This is a genomic window from Treponema sp. OMZ 840 (assembly GCF_050937815.1).
Taxonomy (GTDB): Bacteria; Spirochaetota; Spirochaetia; order Treponematales; family Treponemataceae; genus Treponema_C.
Genome location: NZ_JACDIJ010000007.1, coordinates 23334 through 43077 on the forward strand (window position 1 = coordinate 23334; position 19744 = coordinate 43077).

Genomic DNA, 19744 nt, shown 5'->3' on the forward strand with positions numbered 1-19744 from the left:
TCAATTAATACTCATAAAAAAAAGGTTGCCGCCTGCAAGCCCCCAGTTTTTATACAAAAAAGCACTCATTGTTTCGGCAGCCTGCACAAAGGCTCTTGCATCGGTTTTACGGATATAGTCGCACAACTCCGGTTCGGCCGTACTTATAAAACGCCGCTTGGAAAGTACGTCGGTAAAATAAGCGCCCGTACTTGAAGGACTTTGCTGCAAAACATAGGCCATAAATTCGTTTTTGAGCAAATAGGAGTCGGCCGTATTGTAATTTAAAGAAGGCGTTACTTCAAAATAACGGCGCAAAAACGCTGCAGCCTGCGGTTCTTCTTTTTCAAGCTCATAAAAAACGCCGTCGGCAAAGGTTCTGAACTTTTTTTCGGTAAAATAGATGCCGTGCAAACCTTCGTGAGTAAGAAAAAGGTAGCGTAAATAGCGCGGAGATTCGCGGCTCACGGAAATAAGAGCCCCCGTCCCCGCCGTAATCCCCTCCGGCCGGCGGACAATCACTTTGTTTGCAAATAAAATATCGCGCAAAAGCAATTCGCTTTGATTAAGCGGAAAACGTTCTTTTTCGGCTTGGTTGAAAAAAGCGGCCAAACTTTCGGCGCGGTAATCGTGGGCGTTAAAAGCATGTATACCGCTCATTTTTTCGTCGCTTAACAATTTTCCCGTATAGCCTTTTTTTTCAACGTAAAAAGCAAGTCGCTTTAAAAAAGCGTTTTGCACGGCATAATCGGCAAAATCGAAAATAAGCACGGAAGGAAACTGCTGCCACGAAAAAAGTTCGAATCGGGAATTGCGCCAATTTTTATGCGGCCAATCGATGATAAGGCCCGGATCGGCGGTAATGGGGGAAAATGCCGAATATTCTTTTTTTTCGAGTACGACGCCGTCAATCGTGTCCGTATTTGTAAAAAGTTCCACCGTACCAAAGCCGCTTTTAAATGCGCGCATATCGACAATTGCCGACCCCACGGAAAAATGACGGCGTACGCTAAGCTTTTGGGAACCGCATAAAAACTCAACCGTGCTGTCATTTTGCATATCGGTGTTTTCTGAAGCCGAAGATTCGGTACGGAACACAAGGTGCAGTTCCCTTCCTTCGTTTACGTCAAGGGGGGGAAGGGAAGCAAAAACAAATTCTCCGGGAACCGCAGTTTTCCGGATGTTTTGACCCGCAGCCTCCCGTGCATTTTCACCAAAGGCAATATTTTTTAAAAGCGACGCATCTATTGTGCCTCCTTCGGCGGAAAAGCCGAACCACGGAAGGCCGTCTGCACGGCTCCAGCCGTAGCGCGCCCGCGTTATCCTTGCGCCTTTTACTTTCAGCGGTATTTCCGAATACACCATAAAGCCGCGTATGTCGGAAACTTGTACGTTTTCGGCGCTTTCGAATCCCAAAGACAGTGTAAAGCGTGTGCCGGAAGGCACAAGGGCTCTTACACCTTTCAATTGTTCAAAACCTTGTGCATAAGCGGCAAAAGAACGGCTCGAATTCGAAGACAAATTTTGTTCATATACAAAGCCGAAAAAAAACTTCCCGTCTTTTACGCCGTTTTGTTCGGCCTCATCGGCAGCGCCGCTTCGGCTGCCTTGAGGCGGCGAAGTTTCGACTTCCAGCTCAAGGGCGCAGTCTCCCGATTCGATAAGGGATTGCAGACCGTTTTTTTCGGAAAGCGGATTGTCGGGAAACGAAAAAAGCATAAAGGGCGCTTTGGTGGGGTTTTCAATTACGGCGCTGCGGGCGGCTTCGGTTAAAGCCGTAAGTGCAGCGGGTTTCGAAAAAGCCGAAGAAGCTTCACTGTGCAAAGTCAAAGAAGAAGTATGACGCCGGCTGCAGGCGGAAAAAATTAAAAATACGCTGCATAAAAAAATATACAGTTTGATATCCGGTTTTAAATAAGCTTTTATATTCATACGCCGATTTTACCACAATCAAAATAAAAAATACAGGCGCCTTTTTCGGACAGATTTTCGGGAGTAAAACAATCATCCTTAAAACCGATAAAAGCCGCCATGGGAGTAAAGTGCCGCTGTTTTTTTTCCAAACTCATCGATTCGGGTAAGGCTGCGGTTTCCCGCCTGAACGAACCGTACTTATAAACTCCGCAAGCGTTTTTTGTACAGCAGGTACATTCGCCGATACAAAGAATATGCTCGTCTTTTATACCCGCTTTTTTAAGCAGGGCAAGATTCGCCTTTTCCAAAGACAGGCGGTACAAAGGGGTCCCCGACGTACTGTCTGAAGCTGCAGCGCAAGGAAAAGGCCGTTCGTTTTCGGCATAGTTATGTTCGGACAGGGGAACAACGCAATCGGGCGAAAATTCCGTTTCAAAAAAGCGGGCGCGCCGCTCATCTACCGTATAACAGCAGCTGCGTATATGCGGTCCCAAAATAACGCGGAAATTGCCGATATCGGCGCCGTATTCTTTTTGAGCTTTTTCAAAGGCTTTCAGCACAATGCCCGTTCCCTTCCAGCCCGAATGCAAAACGCCGATACAGGAACTTTTAGGTTCATAAATAAAAATCGGCATACAGTCGGCAACCGTTATAACCGGTAAAACCGAAGCGGAACAAGTGATAATACCGTCGCCCTGTTTTTCACCGAAACGGCCGTACACTACATCATCCGCTCCGGCACAAAAAACTTCGTGCGAATGAATAAGCTCCACCGCTGTATGTTTTTTATGCCCAAAACAAGGGAAAGAAAAAAAAGAACTGCGGTTTTTATTATATTCGTCAAACCGAAAGCGCATAGAACCGGCACTTAACGGCGTTAAAGCCGCAAAAACCCTGTCTTTCATGGAGCTTCGGTTTCCATGCTTTCTACTTCTTTTAAAAGTTGAAAAGCGGCATCTATTTTATCTGAAATTTCAACCAACTTTGAACGAATGGGGACATTTTTATCGTCCGTCAAAGAAGCTAAGTTTGATAAGCCGTCATATTTTATATTTCTTACATCTACAAACATACCGTCAAAAAGCTGTTTAAATGAACGGCAGCAGCCGCTGAACACCGTCATAAAAAGATTGATTTCGGATTCAACGGAGCGCATAAAATTTTTTATTTTTTCCTGCGTTTGCAGAGTTTGTGCGTCGGTAATCGCGGCAAAAGCTTGACCGTAGATGCCGGCATCCGTCAGTTTTTCATTAAAAGCAATAAGCTGTTCCGCAAGATGATTCATTTCATTATACGTATCGGTAAATTCGCGTTTGTTTTCCGGTAAAATAAATTTACCGTTTACAAGAACATTTTCTAAAAAAGGTTTGAAATCCGGATAGATTCTTGAAAAAAACGTATATAAAAGGCCCAAAGAGTAATCTTTTTTTAATTTTAAAGCAACCCTACCCGTTTGCCACGGACGATTCGGTATAAACGGATAATCGGTTATATTAAATAAGAGCGCTACATTTTCTTTTGTTTTCATTATTTTACGTTCGTGTACCCAATGCATCCATTGTTCGTCGAATATTTTTCTCCACTGATTTTTACAGCGCATAAGCCATGTTTCCGATGTTTCCTTGTATTCCGGAACCCACAATGCGGAGTTAAGAGAAATCGCTCCGAGTGCACACATCGGAATTGAAGTAATAAAATATTTTATAAACGTAATATGCTGCATACTTTTTTGCAAAAAATTCGGCAAACCGTCTTCAATGCTGATATTTTGTCCTTGAGCCATTTTTTCTTCAGCCGAAAACAAATAAAGAGCTTGTAAAACTTCGGGAAGCATTTTTTTTGCATTGCATAAAATTCTTGCAAATTGTGTTATCTCCGTTTGAACCGATTTAATCGAACAGCAAGCCCCTTTTTCAGGAACGATTTTAAATCGTGATGTAAACGAAGAAAAAGGAAGATATACAAAGCGTTTAAGCCATTCAAGACATGAAAAGCAATCATGCAACTTTGACTTTTCAGCGGATCCTATATCGGCTAAAATCTGTTCCATTTTTCGTATTAATGAAGTACGCAATTCCGGCGTTACTTCTGCAGAAACGGAAAGCGCATAGGGGCTTACCTCCTGCTCCATACGTTCGGCAAAATCGGGCATAACAAGCATAGTTAAAAAAACATAAAAACCGCCTTCATCTTTTTCATATATGTTTATGCCCTCATTAAAGAACTCGGCCGCTTCCTGCAATTTCACAAGACGTTCATAAAACAGGTTTTCAAGGTTCATATGACGAGGATCTATTAAATTAGGCTGATCGTTTATAATTTTCTTTACCGTAAGTCCTATGCGGTAATCGTTATAGGCACCTTCAAGGCCTGTATTGGAAAATAACCCCTTTAGAAAAATCCAAAATCGAATCAGGGGCGACTCACTCTTTAATTCTTTTTCCAAACTGATATCGGTAAGAGGCTCTTCATTTTCTTTGAGTATCAATGTTTCTTTATCGTCTTGTATGTTCAATTCAAGTTTTTGCAACAAAGACGCTCTTTCATCCGAATCCAAACCTGCCACAAGCCGGTCAAAAGAATTGCGGTTAGTATCCATAAGACATTTTATTCCATAGTGTCCGTTTCAGTCAATATTATATATGATAAACTCGTGCTTTTTCTCTATAATCTCAAAAATCATATGGATGAACACTGATTTTTTATAATGCAGACAAAAAATCTGCGGTTGACGGGAAAGCTCTTAATAACTATATTTAAAGTTAAGTATGCAAAACAAATTTTACACAATATAACTATATAATAAAAGCGGAGGCTTGTATGAATACAAAAAAAGTGCAAAAAGAATTCATCATTCAAGGCATGTCCTGTGCGGCGTGTTCCGCGGCTGTCGAACGGGTAACCCGTAAAATCGACGGCGTAATCGAAAGCGATGTAAATTTGGCCACAAACAAAATGCGTATCGTATTCGACGGCGAAAAAGTGGACGACGGATTGATTATATCGAAGGTACAAAAAGCCGGTTTCGGCTGTATACCGCAAGCTTGTACCGAACAAAAAAAAGCCGTACAATCGAAACCGAAAGCCGCCGCGGACAAAACCGAAAATGCTTCGGCTTCGCAAAAAAGCGCCCTGATTGCCGCTTGGATTTTTGCCGTACTTCTTATGTACGCCGCTATGGGACATATGCTCAATTTACCGCTTCCGAATCTTTTTAACCCCGAACGTTATCCGTCAAATTTTGCCCTGCTCAATTTATTGTTCGCCGTACCGATTTTGTTTATCGGACGAGGATTTTATATACGCGGCTTTAAATCGCTGTTTCACGGAAATCCGAATATGGACACCCTTGTCGCACTCGGAAGTACGGCCGCCTTTATATACAGTACCGTCCTTACTTTTTTAATTCCGCTTTACCCGCACTTTACACATGATTTATATTTTGAAGCGTCGGCGGTTGTTCTCGTCTTTGTTATGACGGGAAAATATTTGGAACAAAGAAGCAAGGAAAAAACAAAAAGCGCTATCAAAGCATTGACCGCCCTTGTCCCCGATACGGCCGTACGCGTTTTGAATTTCGCACAAAGTACGGAAAAAACCGAAGAAACCGCCGTTGAAGATATAAAAATCGGCGACATATTGCTTGTGCGGGCCGGCCAGCGCATTCCTCTTGACGGAAAAGTTCTTAAGGGAAACAGCGGCGTCGACGAATCCATGCTTACAGGCGAAAGCTTGCCCGTCGAAAAAACCGAAGGATCTTCGCTTACCGGCGGTACAATGAACGGCAACGGTCTTTTATATATGGAAGTTACAAAAACCGGCGAAGATACGGTACTTTCAAAAATCATTATGTTTGTCGAAGAAGCCCAAGGCAAAAAAGCGCCGATTTCAAAAACCGCCGACAAGGTTTCCGGTATCTTTGTGCCGGTTGTTATCGGCATCAGTATTGCCGCCGCAATCGGCTGGGCCATAGCCGGAGCCGACGCTTCGTTTATTTTGCGCGTATGCACTTCAGTCCTCGTTATCGCTTGTCCCTGTGCCCTCGGTCTTGCAACACCGGCTGCGGTTATGACGGGAACGGGGCTTGGAGCCGCAAACGGCATTCTGATACGTTCGGGTGAAGCCCTTGAAACGGCAAAGCATGTGGATACGGTTGTGCTCGACAAAACGGGAACCGTTACCGAGGGCAAACCGAGCGTGCGTGACGTATTTTGCGCCGAAGGAAAAAACCGCGCCCTTGTTCTTGCCCTCGCCGCCGCAGTGGAAAACGCTTCGGCGCATCCGCTTGCAAAAGCCGTAACGGAGGCGGCGGCCGCCGAAAACGGCATATCCGGCGCAACCGCCGCTGATTGTGCCGCAAACGCCGACAATAATGCAAGTGATAATGATGCGCCCTTTGAAGTTTTGTCTTTTGAAAATATCAGCGGCAAAGGTATTGCGGCTCAAGTAAAAATAAACGCTTCGATTTGTCCGCCGCAAAACAAAGACCTGCATGTTTTGGCAGGCAGCCGCTTATTTATGGAAGAAAACGGCATAAACTGTGCCCTTTTTGAAAAACAAGCCGATGAAGCTTCTAAATCGGGAGCCGCCCTCGTTTACCTTGCCGCAAACAAAGAGCCGTATGCCCTGATTACAATTACCGATACTATAAAGCCGCACAGCATTGAGGCCGTCGCTCTTATGAAAGAGCAAAATTTGCGCGTCATTCTTTTAACGGGCGACAATAAGGCGGCCGCCGACTATATGGGAAAACTCATTCACGCCGACGAAGTAATTGCCGAAGTTTTGCCGCAGGATAAGGCCGAAGTAATACGCGGCTTACAGGAAAAAGGATCCGTGGTTATGATGGCCGGCGACGGCATAAACGATGCGCCTGCCCTTGTCCAAGCAGACGTGGGAGCCGCAATCGGAAACGGAAGCGACATTGCGGTTGAGTCGGGCGACATAGTACTCGTAAAAGGCGATTTACGCGACGCGGCAAAGGCGGTTAAGCTCAGCCGTATGACCATACGAAACATAAAGCAAAACCTCTTTTGGGCGTTTTTTTACAACAGTATAGGCCTTCCCCTTGCGGCAGGCCTTTTGTACCCCGCCTACGGCCTTTTGTTATCACCCATGGTCGGAAGTTTTGCCATGTCGCTCAGTTCGGTTTTTGTCGTAACGAATGCGCTGAGATTGCGGAGAAAAAAACTGTAAAAAGAGGGAAAACATTAAGAGGGGGCGGCGCTTATAAAGACAGTCCCTACGGGAATCGAACCCGTCTTTAAAGATTGAGAATCTTTTGTCCTAACCGATAGACGAAGGGACCAATCGCGCCGTGCTAAAAAAAAGGGTTGTCCGAAAACCGAAGCTTTTAGACACCCCTTTTTATTCCCCAAGGAGGACTCGAACCCCCACAAGCAGAACCAGAATCTGCCGTGCTACCATTACACAATCGGGGAATATACGGTGAACTGACTATACCGAAAAAAACGGATTCTGTCAATAGAAAGGAAAAACATGAAAGCAGCACTGAAAATACAAAAAAAGACGAAAAAACTTGTATGCATTTTTTTGTTTTGTTTTGCAGCGTATATATATGCACAGGATTATATATACGGAATTACCGTCGACGACAGCTGGTATGAACATGTAAAACTTTCGCATATTATCGACGGCATAAAAGACATGCCGGTAAAACCGACCGTCCGCATCGTTATGTCGAAAAATACGGATATGGAAGAATACCGCTTTCTATTTAAACGTATACACGAATATGCATATATTATGGCATGCCCGGTCGATTCTTATGAAATGAAATCATACAAAAGCGTGCATGCATACCGCAAGCGCTTTGAAAAGGCCTACGCATATCTTGCCCCCTATACCGATATGTGGGAAATAGGCAATGAAGTTAACGGTGAAAACTGGCTTGGGAAAAATCCGCAGTTTATAGCCGATAAAATCACAGCCGCATATGATGTTATCAGCGCACATGGAGGTAAAACTGTTTTAACCTCGTATTATACGCCGCCTGCAGTACAAAAAATCGAAATGACCGATTGGCTTAGCGCATATATTCCCCGAAGATTAAAAGAAGGCGTCGATTACCTGTTTGTAAGCTATTACGAAGACGATAACGGCGGTTTTTTACCCGACTGGCAACGGATTTTTACACAACTGCAACTCCTCTTTCCGAACTCCAAATTGGGAATCGGAGAATGCGGAAATACCGCAGCCGATGCAACCGAAAAAACAAAAATACAAACCGTCAAACGCTATTACACAATGCCCGATTACACGGAAAATTTCGTCGGCGGCGGGTTTTGGTGGTATTGGGTACAGGATTGCATTCCGCATAAAGACAACCCCGTATGGGAAGCGATAAACAAGTGCATAAGCGAAAATCCGCATACAAAAAAGCGCGCCCAAAAAAAACTGACAAACCCTGTGCATCAGCGCCCTGCTCCCCTTTTTCTGTTTTTCGCCCGTATTTATTTTCCCCTGTATTCTTGACAAGACGGCTCATTATCGTACACACTGCATATATGCGCGGAATTATTATAAGCGGATCGAATAATTCCTTCGATGTGAACTGCGATGACGATGTTCTTCGCCGCTGTTCAATCAAGGGCAAAAAGCTCAAAACCGAAGGCGGTTTTTACAATCCCCTGTGCCCCGGCGATATGGTTGAAATAGAAGCCGACGAATTAAGCGAAACAAGCGGCCGTATAAGCGCCCTGCTGCCGCGCAAAAACCGTTTTACGAGGTGGAACGTAAAGGGGCGTTCTCCCCAGCTTTTGGCGGCAAACGTCGACCTTTTGCTCTGCGTTACCACGCCCGACGAGCCGCCCTTCCGCCCCCGTTTTATAGACCGCGCCCTTGCCCAAGCCGAAGAAGCGGGCATAGAAGCCGTCATTGTCTGCAATAAACGGGATTTACCGTCTGCCGCCGACGCCGATGTGGAAGCGCGGCTTTCGGACTGGGAAGAACTCGGTTACCGCATTCTCAAAGTGTCGGCGCATTCGGGCGAGGGCTTGACGGAGCTGGCGGAACTGATAGAAGAAAAACGCTGCGTTTTAATCGGGCAGTCAGGCGTGGGAAAATCGAGTTTAATAAACGCCTTCGATTCTTCGTATGCACTTAAAACGGGGGAACTGTCCGAAAAATACGGACGCGGTACGCATACCACCGTTAAGGGGGTGCTTTTAAAGCTGTGCATAAAAAGCTCGTTAACCGGCGGCAGGCAAAATGTGTATACCTCGCTTATAGATACGCCGGGAGTACGCCGCTTTGTGCTGCACGGTATAGAACCCGAAAATCTTGCCCTCTACTTTCGGGAAATGAAGTCCCTTGTGGGAAGCTGTACCTTCGGTATGTCCTGCACGCATAAAAGTGAAGCGGGCTGTAAAATCCTTGAAGCGGTTCATGCGGGCATTGTAAGCGAAGAACGCTACGAAAGCTGGCTTCGCATTCAGGAAGAATTGGCAACGGGAAGCTGGGCGGACTGATATTCGGACACCGCGGCAACTTGATATTGCCGTGTGCAAAGGACTACAGTTCCCCCGTACGGAGGAACGACCTTCCTTCAAGTGAAGGAAGCCCTTTCCTCAAAGGGAAGGGAGGCTTTTCCCCCGCTCGGGGGGAAACCTTCCCTCTAAACGGAGACCGTAGAAACGACAACCGGAAAATTGAAGAAAAAACTATGAACGTTAAAACACTGATACAGCTTGATTATACGCGTATACGAGAAACTATTTCTTCTTTTTGCATAAGCGAAGAAGGTAAAAAAAGTTTTGCCGAACGCCTTCCCTTAACCGATAAACGTGAAGCGGACAGGGTAAAAGCGCGGGCTGCGGCGTGGACAAAATTAATCAATGCGGGTACGGACACTGTACTTACGCCGCGCCCGCCGGTACGGGAAGTATTCGGCACGCTTAAAACCCTTAACGCGGTATTGCCGATTGAAAGCATATATGCGCTCGGTTTATTTTGCCGCTCAGTTATACAGGCAAAAAACTTTTTTACCGCCCAAACCGAAACGGAACTGCCTTCGGGCATTGAAGCATTAAGCGAAACCGCTTCTTTGTTACCCGATTTGAACGAAGCTGCGTCCGAAATATTCGGTATTATCGATTCATCGGGAAACTTAAAAAATCTTAAAGAACTACAGGAAATACGCTCTGCAATTCAATCGATACGGCGCAGTATAGAAAATCTTATCAAAAGCTATACAAGCGACCCAAAACTTCAAAATGCCTTACAGTCGAATCTTCCCGTACTGCGCGCAGGAAGGCAGGTATTGGCGCTTAAAGCGGACTATCGGGGAAAAATCCGCGGCATCGTCCACGAAGTATCGCAAACCGGACACACCCTCTATATAGAACCGAACGACGTCGTTCAAAAAAACAACGAATTGATTCAGGAAGAATTCCGCTTGGAGCAGGAAATTCGGCGTATTTTGTCGGCTTTGACCGCAAAGCTTTTGCCCTTTAGCGAAAACTTTGAAAAAGCGCTTGAGCTTATGGTCGAACTTGACACAAGCCGCGCCGCCGCACTGTGGGGTACGGAAAACCGTTGCGTCTTTGCCGAAGATGCGGACGAAACGCATCCTTTACGCATTATCCAAGCGCGCCACCCGCTTTTATACGATAAGGCCGTTCCTATAGACATCGAATTCCGCGAAAATCACCGTGTCCTTATTATAACCGGGCCGAATACGGGCGGGAAAACGGTAGCCGTAAAAACGCTCGCCCTGTTTGCCCTTTTAAATCAAAGCGGCATTCCCCTTCCCGCCGAAACCGGAACCCGCCTGCCCTTTTTTAAATCTTTTTTTGCCGATATAGGCGACGAACAAAACATCGACCAATCCCTATCGACCTTCAGCGCTCATATGAAAAACGTCGGTGAAATGCTCGATAAGGCCGACAAAGACAGCTTGATTGTATTGGACGAATTGGGAAGCGGCACCGACCCGCAAGAAGGGGCGGCAATCGCAATGGCGGTATTGGACGAGCTTATTGCAAAAAACGCCTTTGTGTTGGTAACCACCCATCACGGCTCTCTAAAAAATTACGGCTACACGCATACAAAATGTATAAACGCTTCGGTTGAATTCAACGAAGAAACCTTACAGCCCGCCTACCGTGTGCTTATGGGGGTTCCCGGCGAAAGCCGCGCCCTGAGCATAGCGAAAAAAAGCGGGTTAAGCGAAAAGGTGATTGAAGGAGCACGGCTCTATGTTGAACACCGTCAAACGGATATATCGGCTCTTATACGCGGTCTTACCGAAAAATACGCCGCCCTTGAAAAAGCCGAGGCGGACTGCCGCTTAAAAGAAAGCGCATTACGGGAAAAAAGCGAAAAAATGCGGGAGCGCGCTTCCGAGTTAAAGCAAAAAGAAATAGAATTGCGCGAAGGTGCATTAAAACAAAATAAAGACTTTTTATCGGAAAGCCGCCGTCTACTCGAAAACCTTGTGCGCGAACTGCGCGAGGGTGAAATTACGCGCGAAAAAACGCTGAAAGTTAAGGGCTTTATCGCCGAACTGGAACGGGGGATAAAAACCGAAAGCGCCGATTTGGAAAAAAGCCGCAATGAGGCGGAACAAAGCATTGACAATCCGGATGTTCTCCCCGATTATACGCATACCGATATGCAAGCCGCCAAGACTGCGGCAAAAACACGCTCGTCTTATAAAAAGACGGGAAGCGTTTTTAAAGTCGGTACGGAAGTGTACATGCCGCATTCAAAGGTGCGCGGCGTCATAATCGGCAGAGGAAAAAAGGGCGAATGGCTTGTGCAGGCAGGTTCCATGAAAATAAGCTGTAAAGAAGAGGACTTGCGCCCCGTACACTCCCCGCAAAACCGCTCATCCCGCTTAACTTCGCAAGCGTCCGCTTCTTTTGAAGCGCCCGCTTTTTCGGTTGAACTGGCCCCTCTCGAAAAAGAGGCCGCATCCGGCACACTGCCGGTTTGCGGTGCTTCAGCCGCAGGCGCAAGTTTTGAACTGCGGCTTTTAGGTATGCGGCTCGAAGATGCAATCAAAGCCCTTGAAAAGCACATAGATATGTGCACGATACGCGGCTTGCACGAGTTTTCCGTAATTCACGGCAAGGGCGACGGCATTTTACAGGAAGGGGTACACAAGGTCTTGGCCGCATACCCGAATATCCAAAGTTACGGTTTTGCCCCTCCCCAAGACGGCGGGACGGGCAAAACCTATGTAAAGCTGGGGTAAAACCCGGCCGATTTGCAAAACAAGCCGGGCTCCGTTAATGAAACAATTACCGCTGTACCCTGCCCGATGCGTTTCCGCCGGCAAGAGCTTTTACTTCATCAACGGATACAAGGTTAAAGTCATGCTCTATCGTATGCTTGAGCGCCGAAGCGGCCACGGCAAATTCAATCGCTTCCTGCCCCGCATAGTTTTCAAGCAGCGCATAAATAAGAGCTGAGCCGAACGAATCTCCGCCTCCTACGCGGTCTACAATTTGAATCATGTAGTTTTTAGAGAAAAAAGCTTCGCCTCCGTCATAAAGCATACCGCCCCACTCGTTCACGCTTGCAGAAAGGCTGCCGCGTAAAGTAATGGCCGTTTTTTTACAGCCGAAGCGCTCACATATTTGCTTTGCAACGCTCACATAGGCTTTTTTATCGAGTTTTCCGCCGTCTATATCGGTGTTTTCGGCTTTAATGCCGAATACATCGGAGGCGTCTTCTTCATTTGCAATACATAAATCGATATAAGGCATTAAAGAAGACATAACTTTTTGTGCCTCGTCGCGTGTCCACAATTTTTTACGGTAATTAAGGTCGCAGCTTACGCTCAAGCCCTTTTCTTTGGCTTTTTTACATGCCGCAAGACAAACATCAGGCATGTCGCCGCCCAAAGCGGGCGTAATCCCTGTAAAATGGAACCAGGAAGCGCCTTCAAAAATACGGTCCCAATCGAAATCCGAAGCCGAAGCAAGGGCTATAGCCGAATCCTTTCTGTCATATATAACCTTTGAAGCCCTTTGGCTTGCACCCTTTTCGACAAAATACAAGCCGAGTCTTTGTCCGCCGCGCACAATGAATGAAGTGTCCACGCCGAAATGTCTGAGAGAGTTAAGGGCGCTTTGTCCCAAATCGTTTGCGGGCAGCTTGGTAACGTATCGCGCATTACATCCGTAATTTGCCAAAGACACGGCGACATTCGCTTCTCCGCCGCCGTAACTTATTTCCATTTCATCCGCCTGCACAAAACGCTCAAACCCCTTCGGATTCAAACGCATCATAATTTCACCGAAGCTTACCACTGTTTTATTCATAATCATCTCCTTATAAATTAAGATACGGTATTATTTTCGCCGCTTCTTCGGCGGCACGTACCAAACAACCTTTAATACGGTTTTCTTTTTCATCATTATACCGAAACACCGGAACGGCGACGGAAAGAGCGGAAACAACGGTATCGTCAGCCAAAACGGGAATACCTATACAGCATATGTGTTTGTTTGATTCTTCCCACTCATAAGCAAAGCCGTCTTTTTTTACGCTTTGCAGCTGTTCATACAATGTTTCAATATTGCTCAGTGTCGAATCGGTCAGCGCTTGCAAACCTTTCGGATACAATGCCTTGAGTTCTTTTAAAGAACAGCGGGATAAAAGCGCTTTGCCCAAGGCGGTTGCATAGGCGGGCAAGGTTTTTCCTACCGCCGAATACATCCGCACGGTTTCGGGAGAATCGGCTTTGGCAAAATACAATACATTTACCCCCTCCAAAAGGCCCCAATGGGCCGTTTCTCCGCATTCGTATACAATTTTTTCCAAAATCTTTTGAACGCTTTCATAGGGCGAAGAATCTGAAACATAATTGATGCCGGCAAGAAACAAACGCGAACCTGCGGTATAGCGGTACGAATATTCATCATAATTTAAATATGCTTTTTTATACAAGGTTTGTAAAATAGGATATAAGGTGCCGGAGGGAATCCGTAGGGCACGGGAACATTCGGCCAAAGTGCAGCCGCTTTTACAGGCGGAAATCAAATTTAAAACTGCAACAACGCGTAATGTCGGGTTATGCATCGGTACCGTTTTTTCCATGTGCTTCCCATCCAACGATTCTGCAAAACCGTATATTTTACATAATAGTCGTATATACAAACAATATTTGTATATACGACTATTGTATCACAAAAGCACCGTTATGTCAAATTTTTTGCAATATATTTTCTCCCGACACGGTTTTAGTCTAGTGGCCGGCATATTAGAATTTTCTACAGTTCAAATGTGATAAATTGCGATATTTTTAAACAAAAACCTCTTTTTATTATACTTAAAAAACAGTATAATGGGTGACTATCATCAAAAAAAGGGCTGCGGTTTTTATGAATATTTTAGAATCGTTGATAAAAGGCAAAACCACAGACGGATACTGTGAAGATGTATTAGTTGTTACCGACCGCTTTATAGCGGTTATAGACGGGGTTACATCAAAGTCTGACTTTATATATGAAGGAAAAAAAACCGGACGTTTGGCGGCGGAATTGGTACAAAAAGCTATCGAACAAAGCCCTGCCGACGCCGAATGCTCAAAAATTATAAAAAAATGCAATTCGATATTCAAAGACTTTTATAAAAATGTCGATTTTCCTTACGAAAAACAAAAATACGGCTTGCAGGCAGTCGCTGCTATCTATTCCGTGAGTAAGCGGGAAATATGGCTGATCGGCGATTGTCAGGTAATGGTAAACGGAAAAAAATATACAAATTCAAGAAAAAGCGATACATTGTTCGGCGAACTGCGCTGTATGCTCCGATATTTATCGGAAACAAACGAATCCGATTGCAGTAAAGCAGAGGATGCAGGAAGAGAAGCGATTTTACCGTGGATTCTTAAAACGACAGCCTTCGCCAATAAAGAACATAATCCCTACGGATATTCCGTTATTAACGGGGAAGAGATTCCTCAAAAGCTTATCAAACGCATTGTTTTACACAAACAGCCGTCTGAAGTTATTCTCGCTACCGACGGATATCCGGTACTTTTGCCTTCTTTACAAGAATCCGAAGCGGAATTGGCAAGAATTTTACGGGAAGACCCGTGCTGTTGCCGGGAATATATTTCTACAAAAGGAATCGAAAACGGAAACGTAAGTTTTGACGACAGAACTTATATAAGGTTTCGTGTATAAAGGTTTTTACAGATAAATGCGTATGAATTTATCTAAAAACATATTATTTTTTGGAGGTTTATTATGAAAAAAATCGGATTGATAATACTCTGTGCGGTATTTATCATTATCAGTCCCGTCTTTGCAGGAGGTTCAAGTGAAACATCCTTCCCCGATCCGGAAAAAACAATCACCATTGTCGTTCCGCATTCCGCCGGAGGAAGTACCGATAGAATTTTCCGTGCCTTAATTGAAGAATTGAAAAAAACAACGGGTCAAAATTTTATTGTTACAAACATTCCCGGTGCAGGCAGTGCAACCGGAACAAATGAAGTTATTAACGGAACTGCCGACGGCTACACGTTATTGGGCGCGGGAACCCATACGACGGCTGCAACAATGCAGGGATTAACCGAAGGCTATAAAGCTTTAGACCACATTGCGGCCCTCAACTGGGATCCTTTTATTATTGCAGTCAGAACCGATAAACCGTGGAAAACTTTAAAAGAGCTTGAAGCTGCGGCAAAGGCAAATCCGGGTAAAATTTCTTTCGGAAATGCCGGAATGGGCGGAGCGACCGGAGTAGCCAGCGTCGGCATAAACCTTGCATTAAACAAAATATTTAATGTAACCCCCTTTAACGGAGGCGCTGATCTTATCGCTTCGGTTTTGGGCGGCCACTGCGATGTAGGTATTTTCAGCCAATCGGAAGTAAAGGCTAACAAAGATTCCCTGCGTCCTTTAGCGATTTTGGGTGAAAAACACAGTACCATTCCCGAATTAGCCCAAGTACCGACCATTTCGGAAGCCGGTTATCCGGGAGTTTCCATTCCCGGCGGTTCGTTCCGCTCATTGATGGTAAAAAAAGGAACGCCCGACAATGTAAAAAAATGGCTTGCCGAAGCCGTTGAAAAAGCATTTTACTCCGACGGTTTCCAAAAATTTATGAAGGCAAACGGTTTTATTCAAGCCTTCCATAAGCTTGACGATTTTGCCGCATATGATGCGGGTATTATTGCCGATTATGAACCGATATTAAAAGAAGCCGGTTTATACAAAATGAAATAAATTATTATTAAGGACAAACAGTATGTTTAAAAATAAAAAGCCGGTTCCGATAGCCTTTGTTTTGTTATCGGGATTGTATTTTATATATGTAATCAGTTCCGGTAATTCAAAGATGATCGGAGACGAAGTCGGCGGCGATCCCGGCGGAACGGTTTTGCCGTTATTTTTTTCAATCTTTATGTTTTTTACTTCAATATATCTGGCTATAACGGATAAAACCGATAAAAAAGATACGGATAAAATGTCTAAACCGGAAAAACAGCTGTTTGTCCTTACACTTATATTTGCGATAGGATATATTCTCTTTACGCGCATTTTGGGTTTTATTCCCTGTACCGTACTCTTGCTGTTTTGTTTATCCTTTGCAAATCAACAAGGAAAAGTCGATATCAAAGACTGGAAAGCCGCCGTATTCGGCAGTATACTTTCGGTCGGTAATGTATTGGTTTTATATACGATCGGCAGAATGATTACCCGCAGCTTACTGTCCGCAAGCCGGAATGGCCTTATTCCGCTATGGCTCGGTTCCGCCACCTTTACGGCGGGACTCGGTTTACTGGTTATAACTATGTGGATTATCGCCTTTGTTTTAATATGTAAAAAGCGGTGGCCCGCCCATACAAATAACCGCACCGCATATAATACATGGCTTGCCGTTGCCATTGCAGCGTCAACAACTCAAATCATTTACATTGTATTTAAACAACTTTTCCTTGTCGAATTAGTCAAGGGTTTGATTTTTTGGTAACACGGAGGATAATACTGTTATGGATACATTGATACAAGGATTGCTTCAAGTTACAAATTTATCCACCATGCTTTGGATGGCTTTCGGTTCGATTTTAGGTATTATACTCGGAGCATTACCCGGCTTAACCGCAACTATGGGGATTGCATTAATTATGCCGATCAGTTTTCATTTACCTAACACAACAGGAATAGGTCTTTTACTCGCAGTATATTGCGGCGCAGTCAGCGGTGCTTCAATTCCGGCCATATTACTCGGTATTCCGGGAAACCCGAATGCAATCGCTACCGTTGAAGACGGAATCCTTATGACAAAAAAAGGAAAAGCGGATCAAGCCCTGGGCGGCGCGGTTGTAGCATCCTTTATCGGAGGAATGGGAAGTTTGCTCTGTCTTGTGTTATTTGCTCCGATAATCGCAAAATTAACCCTTGCTTTCGGTCCTGCAGAAAAAACAACCCTTGCTCTCGTAGGTTTAGTGATTATCGCCTCGGTTTCCGCAAATAATGTTGTAAAGGGGTTATTAATGGGGGCTTTCGGCATGACGCTGGCTTTTTTAGGTACGGACCCCTTTAGCGGACACTTACGTATCCCTTTTTCTACACATTTGGCAACCACTCCCTTAGCAAAGGGTTTGGATTTAACTTCCACTTTAATAGGCCTCTATGGAATTTCTCAAGTATTTTTTGAAATGCATAAGCTCAATCAAACAAAAACACGGGTACAAAAAGTTTCAATAAAAAATGTCTTTCCGCCCTTAAAAAAATTAGCTCAAATGTGGAAAATAATCCTCTCTTCCACCGGTATCGGAACCATTGTCGGAGCGATACCCGGCACGGGTGCTTCCGTTGCCGTTTTTTTAGCCAGAAATACGGCAAAAGACATCTGCGATGCATCCAAGGGCAAACTTGAACCTTTGGGAACAGGCAGTTTGGAAGGTGTATTTGCCCCTGAAGTTGCAAATAATGCCGTTACCGGAGGGGCGCTTATTCCCGCCCTTGCATTGGGAATTCCGGGCGACGCCGCAACGGCGGTTCTTATAGGTGCTTTAATGATAAAAGGTATAACGCCCGGATTTCAACTGTTTCAACAAAACATGACTCTGGTTTATGCCATTTTTGCCACGCTCTTTATTTCGAATATTTTTATGGCCGCTTTTCAACTTATCGGAATCCGGCTGTATCCGAAAGTGTTGGGAGTTCCCTCACAATTATTGCTGCCCTTAGTATTGGTTTTATCATTCATCGGGGCATATGCAATCGCCGGACAAGCCACAGCTGCCGGTATTTACAATATGGGGATAGCCCTTGTGATGGGTCTAATAGGCTATGTTTTAAAACGGAATGATTTTCCCATAGCACCGATTGTATTAGGGTTGATTTTAGGCAGTATGTTTGAAGAAAATTTTCGCCGTGCGGTAAAACTTGCCGGCGGAAATTATTTTACATTTTTTACCAAACCGATTTGTTTGCTCTTTATCGGAATTGCCGTTTTTTCAGTTGTTTTTCCGATAATTATCCGCAAACGAAAAAGCGAAATTTAATATGACCGTCTTTTTTCTCGGCAGTAACGGAAGCTTGCAAAGCGATATTTCAGGAAACACTTCTTTACTTATAGACGCGGATAATAATCTCATATTGGTCGATGTAAGCGGAGCACCGTCACAATCAATCCGAAAAGCAGGCTATGATCCTATAAATCTCAGCGCAGTAGTATTAACACATTCCCATGTAGACCATCTGTATGCACTGCCGTCTTTGCTTCATAATCTTTGGCTTTTAAAACGTTCACAGCCCTTGCGCATTATAGGCAATACAAAAACACTGGAATGCGCACAAGCCCTATGCAATGTATTCGGATTATTGCAAAAAAAAGGAATGTTTCCCATCCGGTGGGATATATGCGACAATAAATCCATACAATTATCCGAAATGTTCGTACACCTTTTTTGTGTAAATCACAATGTGCCTACCTGCGGCCTTGTCTGCACCGATACCGATTTTCGGCTCGCTTATACGGCCGACACAGGTTTTTTAGACACAATTCCGGCACAAATGTATAATGCCGATTTATTAATTCATGAAGCAGGAGGTCTTGCATCGGATGAAACCGGCTTAGCGGCTGCCGGTCACAGCAGCGCCCGACAAGCGGCTCAAACGGCCCTAAAAGCAAATGCAAAACAACTTATACTTTGTCATCTTCCGCTGTCCCCTGTAGTTCAGCAAAATATGCTCACGGAAGCGGCGGCCGTTTTTCCGAATACAAGTCTTCCTTTACTTTTTACACAATATAAGGGGCGCTTGCCGGATAAAAGCTTTTTTTCCGAAAAAAATCGTCCTTGACAAAAACCGCATATTTATACAATATAAAGGTGCGTCTTGCCGACAATACGAATTCGGAGAAAAAATGTGAAAAACCGTTTAACCCGCTTGGAAGATATACGCACTCTTATAAAAAACCGCCGTATCGAATCGCAGGAAGAATTGCTCGTGCATTTGCAAAAAGAAGGTTATACGGTTACGCAGGCAACCCTTTCCAGAGACCTTAAGCTTTTAAAGGTCGGCAAGGTGGCCGACGGAATCGGCGGCTATATGTACACCCTGAGCGAAGCGGAAACGCAAAGCCCCGAACACTTGTACGCGCGGGATTTTTTGCGCGGCTATACATCGATTCAGTGTTCGGGAAACATGGCAGTTATAAAAACCCATTCGGGACATTCAAATACGGTTGCCGAAGCTTTGGATTGCTTTAATATAGACGGCGTGCTCGGCACTATTGCAGGCGACAACTGTATCTTCGTATGCTTAAGCGAAGGCATAAGCGGTAAAGATTTTTTGCACAGCTTAAAAGAAAAGATTCCCGAACTTTCCGAATGAACAATGCAGCAGCGGATGCCGCC

General features: G+C 44.8%; 15 protein-coding genes and 2 tRNA genes. 10 read left to right on the plus strand and 7 right to left on the minus strand.

Going from position 1 to position 19744, the window contains the following annotated elements:
• The 3 genes from H0R92_RS09605 to H0R92_RS09615 are packed head-to-tail and all read right to left on the minus strand — an operon-like array spanning position 1 to position 4492.
• Positions 1-1911: a hypothetical protein gene (locus H0R92_RS09605; protein ID WP_432963818.1), complete on the minus strand. Its 1911-nt coding sequence runs from the start codon at positions 1909-1911 to the stop codon at positions 1-3.
• A complete protein-coding gene (locus H0R92_RS09610; RefSeq protein WP_432963821.1) occupies positions 1908-2798 on the minus strand; it encodes a polyphenol oxidase family protein in 891 nt (296 codons plus the stop codon). The genes H0R92_RS09605 and H0R92_RS09610 overlap by 4 nt, the downstream gene beginning before the upstream one ends.
• On the minus strand, positions 2795-4492 hold the full coding sequence (locus H0R92_RS09615; protein WP_432963824.1) for a DUF5312 family protein: 1698 nt from the start codon (positions 4490-4492) through the stop codon (positions 2795-2797). The genes H0R92_RS09610 and H0R92_RS09615 overlap by 4 nt, the downstream gene beginning before the upstream one ends.
• Before the next feature lie 221 nt (positions 4493-4713).
• Here H0R92_RS09615 and H0R92_RS09620 point away from each other — a divergent pair, with 221 nt between their 5' ends.
• Complete coding sequence (locus H0R92_RS09620) at positions 4714-7089, plus strand: heavy metal translocating P-type ATPase (protein ID WP_432963827.1); 2376 nt, start codon at positions 4714-4716, stop codon at positions 7087-7089.
• A gap of 40 nt (positions 7090-7129) precedes the next feature.
• Here H0R92_RS09620 and H0R92_RS09625 read toward each other — a convergent pair.
• A tRNA-Glu gene (locus H0R92_RS09625) sits at positions 7130-7201 on the minus strand.
• A gap of 62 nt (positions 7202-7263) precedes the next feature.
• Positions 7264-7334: transfer RNA gene (locus H0R92_RS09630), tRNA-Gln, on the minus strand.
• 58 nt (positions 7335-7392) lie between these two features.
• Here H0R92_RS09630 and H0R92_RS09635 point away from each other — a divergent pair.
• The 3 genes from H0R92_RS09635 (at position 7393) to H0R92_RS09645 (ending at position 12112) form a co-directional block, all read left to right on the plus strand.
• Positions 7393-8388, plus strand: coding sequence for a hypothetical protein (locus tag H0R92_RS09635; RefSeq protein ID WP_432963830.1), 996 nt, complete (start codon positions 7393-7395; stop codon positions 8386-8388).
• Positions 8389-8420: 32 nt separating this feature from the next.
• A complete protein-coding gene (rsgA, locus tag H0R92_RS09640; RefSeq protein WP_432963833.1) occupies positions 8421-9383 on the plus strand; it encodes a ribosome small subunit-dependent GTPase A in 963 nt (320 codons plus the stop codon).
• A gap of 194 nt (positions 9384-9577) precedes the next feature.
• Entirely contained in the window at positions 9578-12112 is a 2535-nt protein-coding gene (locus H0R92_RS09645; RefSeq protein ID WP_432963836.1) for an endonuclease MutS2, read from the plus strand.
• Positions 12113-12158: 46 nt separating this feature from the next.
• On the opposite strand, the gene H0R92_RS09650 is transcribed toward H0R92_RS09645, so the two are convergent.
• Positions 12159-13184 carry a PfkB family carbohydrate kinase gene (locus H0R92_RS09650; RefSeq protein WP_432963839.1) on the minus strand — a complete coding sequence of 342 codons (1026 nt, stop codon included), beginning with the start codon at positions 13182-13184 and terminating at the stop codon, positions 12159-12161.
• A gap of 10 nt (positions 13185-13194) precedes the next feature.
• Positions 13195-13962 carry an IclR family transcriptional regulator gene (locus tag H0R92_RS09655; RefSeq protein WP_432963842.1) on the minus strand — a complete coding sequence of 256 codons (768 nt, stop codon included), beginning with the start codon at positions 13960-13962 and terminating at the stop codon, positions 13195-13197.
• A 284-nt stretch (positions 13963-14246) separates the two neighbouring features.
• Between H0R92_RS09655 and H0R92_RS09660 the strand changes: the two genes are divergently transcribed.
• From H0R92_RS09660 to H0R92_RS09685, 6 genes are all read left to right on the plus strand, one after another.
• Positions 14247-15053, plus strand: a complete 807-nt coding sequence (locus H0R92_RS09660) for a hypothetical protein (RefSeq protein WP_432963845.1) — start codon at positions 14247-14249, stop codon at positions 15051-15053.
• Positions 15054-15116: 63 nt separating this feature from the next.
• Entirely contained in the window at positions 15117-16100 is a 984-nt protein-coding gene (locus H0R92_RS09665) for a tripartite tricarboxylate transporter substrate binding protein (protein WP_432963848.1), read from the plus strand.
• A gap of 22 nt (positions 16101-16122) precedes the next feature.
• Positions 16123-16848 carry a tripartite tricarboxylate transporter TctB family protein gene (locus H0R92_RS09670; RefSeq protein WP_432963851.1) on the plus strand — a complete coding sequence of 242 codons (726 nt, stop codon included), beginning with the start codon at positions 16123-16125 and terminating at the stop codon, positions 16846-16848.
• Between the two features lie 19 nt (positions 16849-16867).
• Positions 16868-18388: a tripartite tricarboxylate transporter permease gene (locus H0R92_RS09675; protein WP_432963854.1), complete on the plus strand. Its 1521-nt coding sequence runs from the start codon at positions 16868-16870 to the stop codon at positions 18386-18388.
• A gap of 1 nt (position 18389) precedes the next feature.
• On the plus strand, positions 18390-19187 hold the full coding sequence (locus H0R92_RS09680; RefSeq protein WP_432963857.1) for an MBL fold metallo-hydrolase: 798 nt from the start codon (positions 18390-18392) through the stop codon (positions 19185-19187).
• A 66-nt stretch (positions 19188-19253) separates the two neighbouring features.
• Positions 19254-19721 carry an arginine repressor gene (locus tag H0R92_RS09685; protein WP_432963860.1) on the plus strand — a complete coding sequence of 156 codons (468 nt, stop codon included), beginning with the start codon at positions 19254-19256 and terminating at the stop codon, positions 19719-19721.
• Positions 19722-19744: the final 23 nt, after the last annotated feature.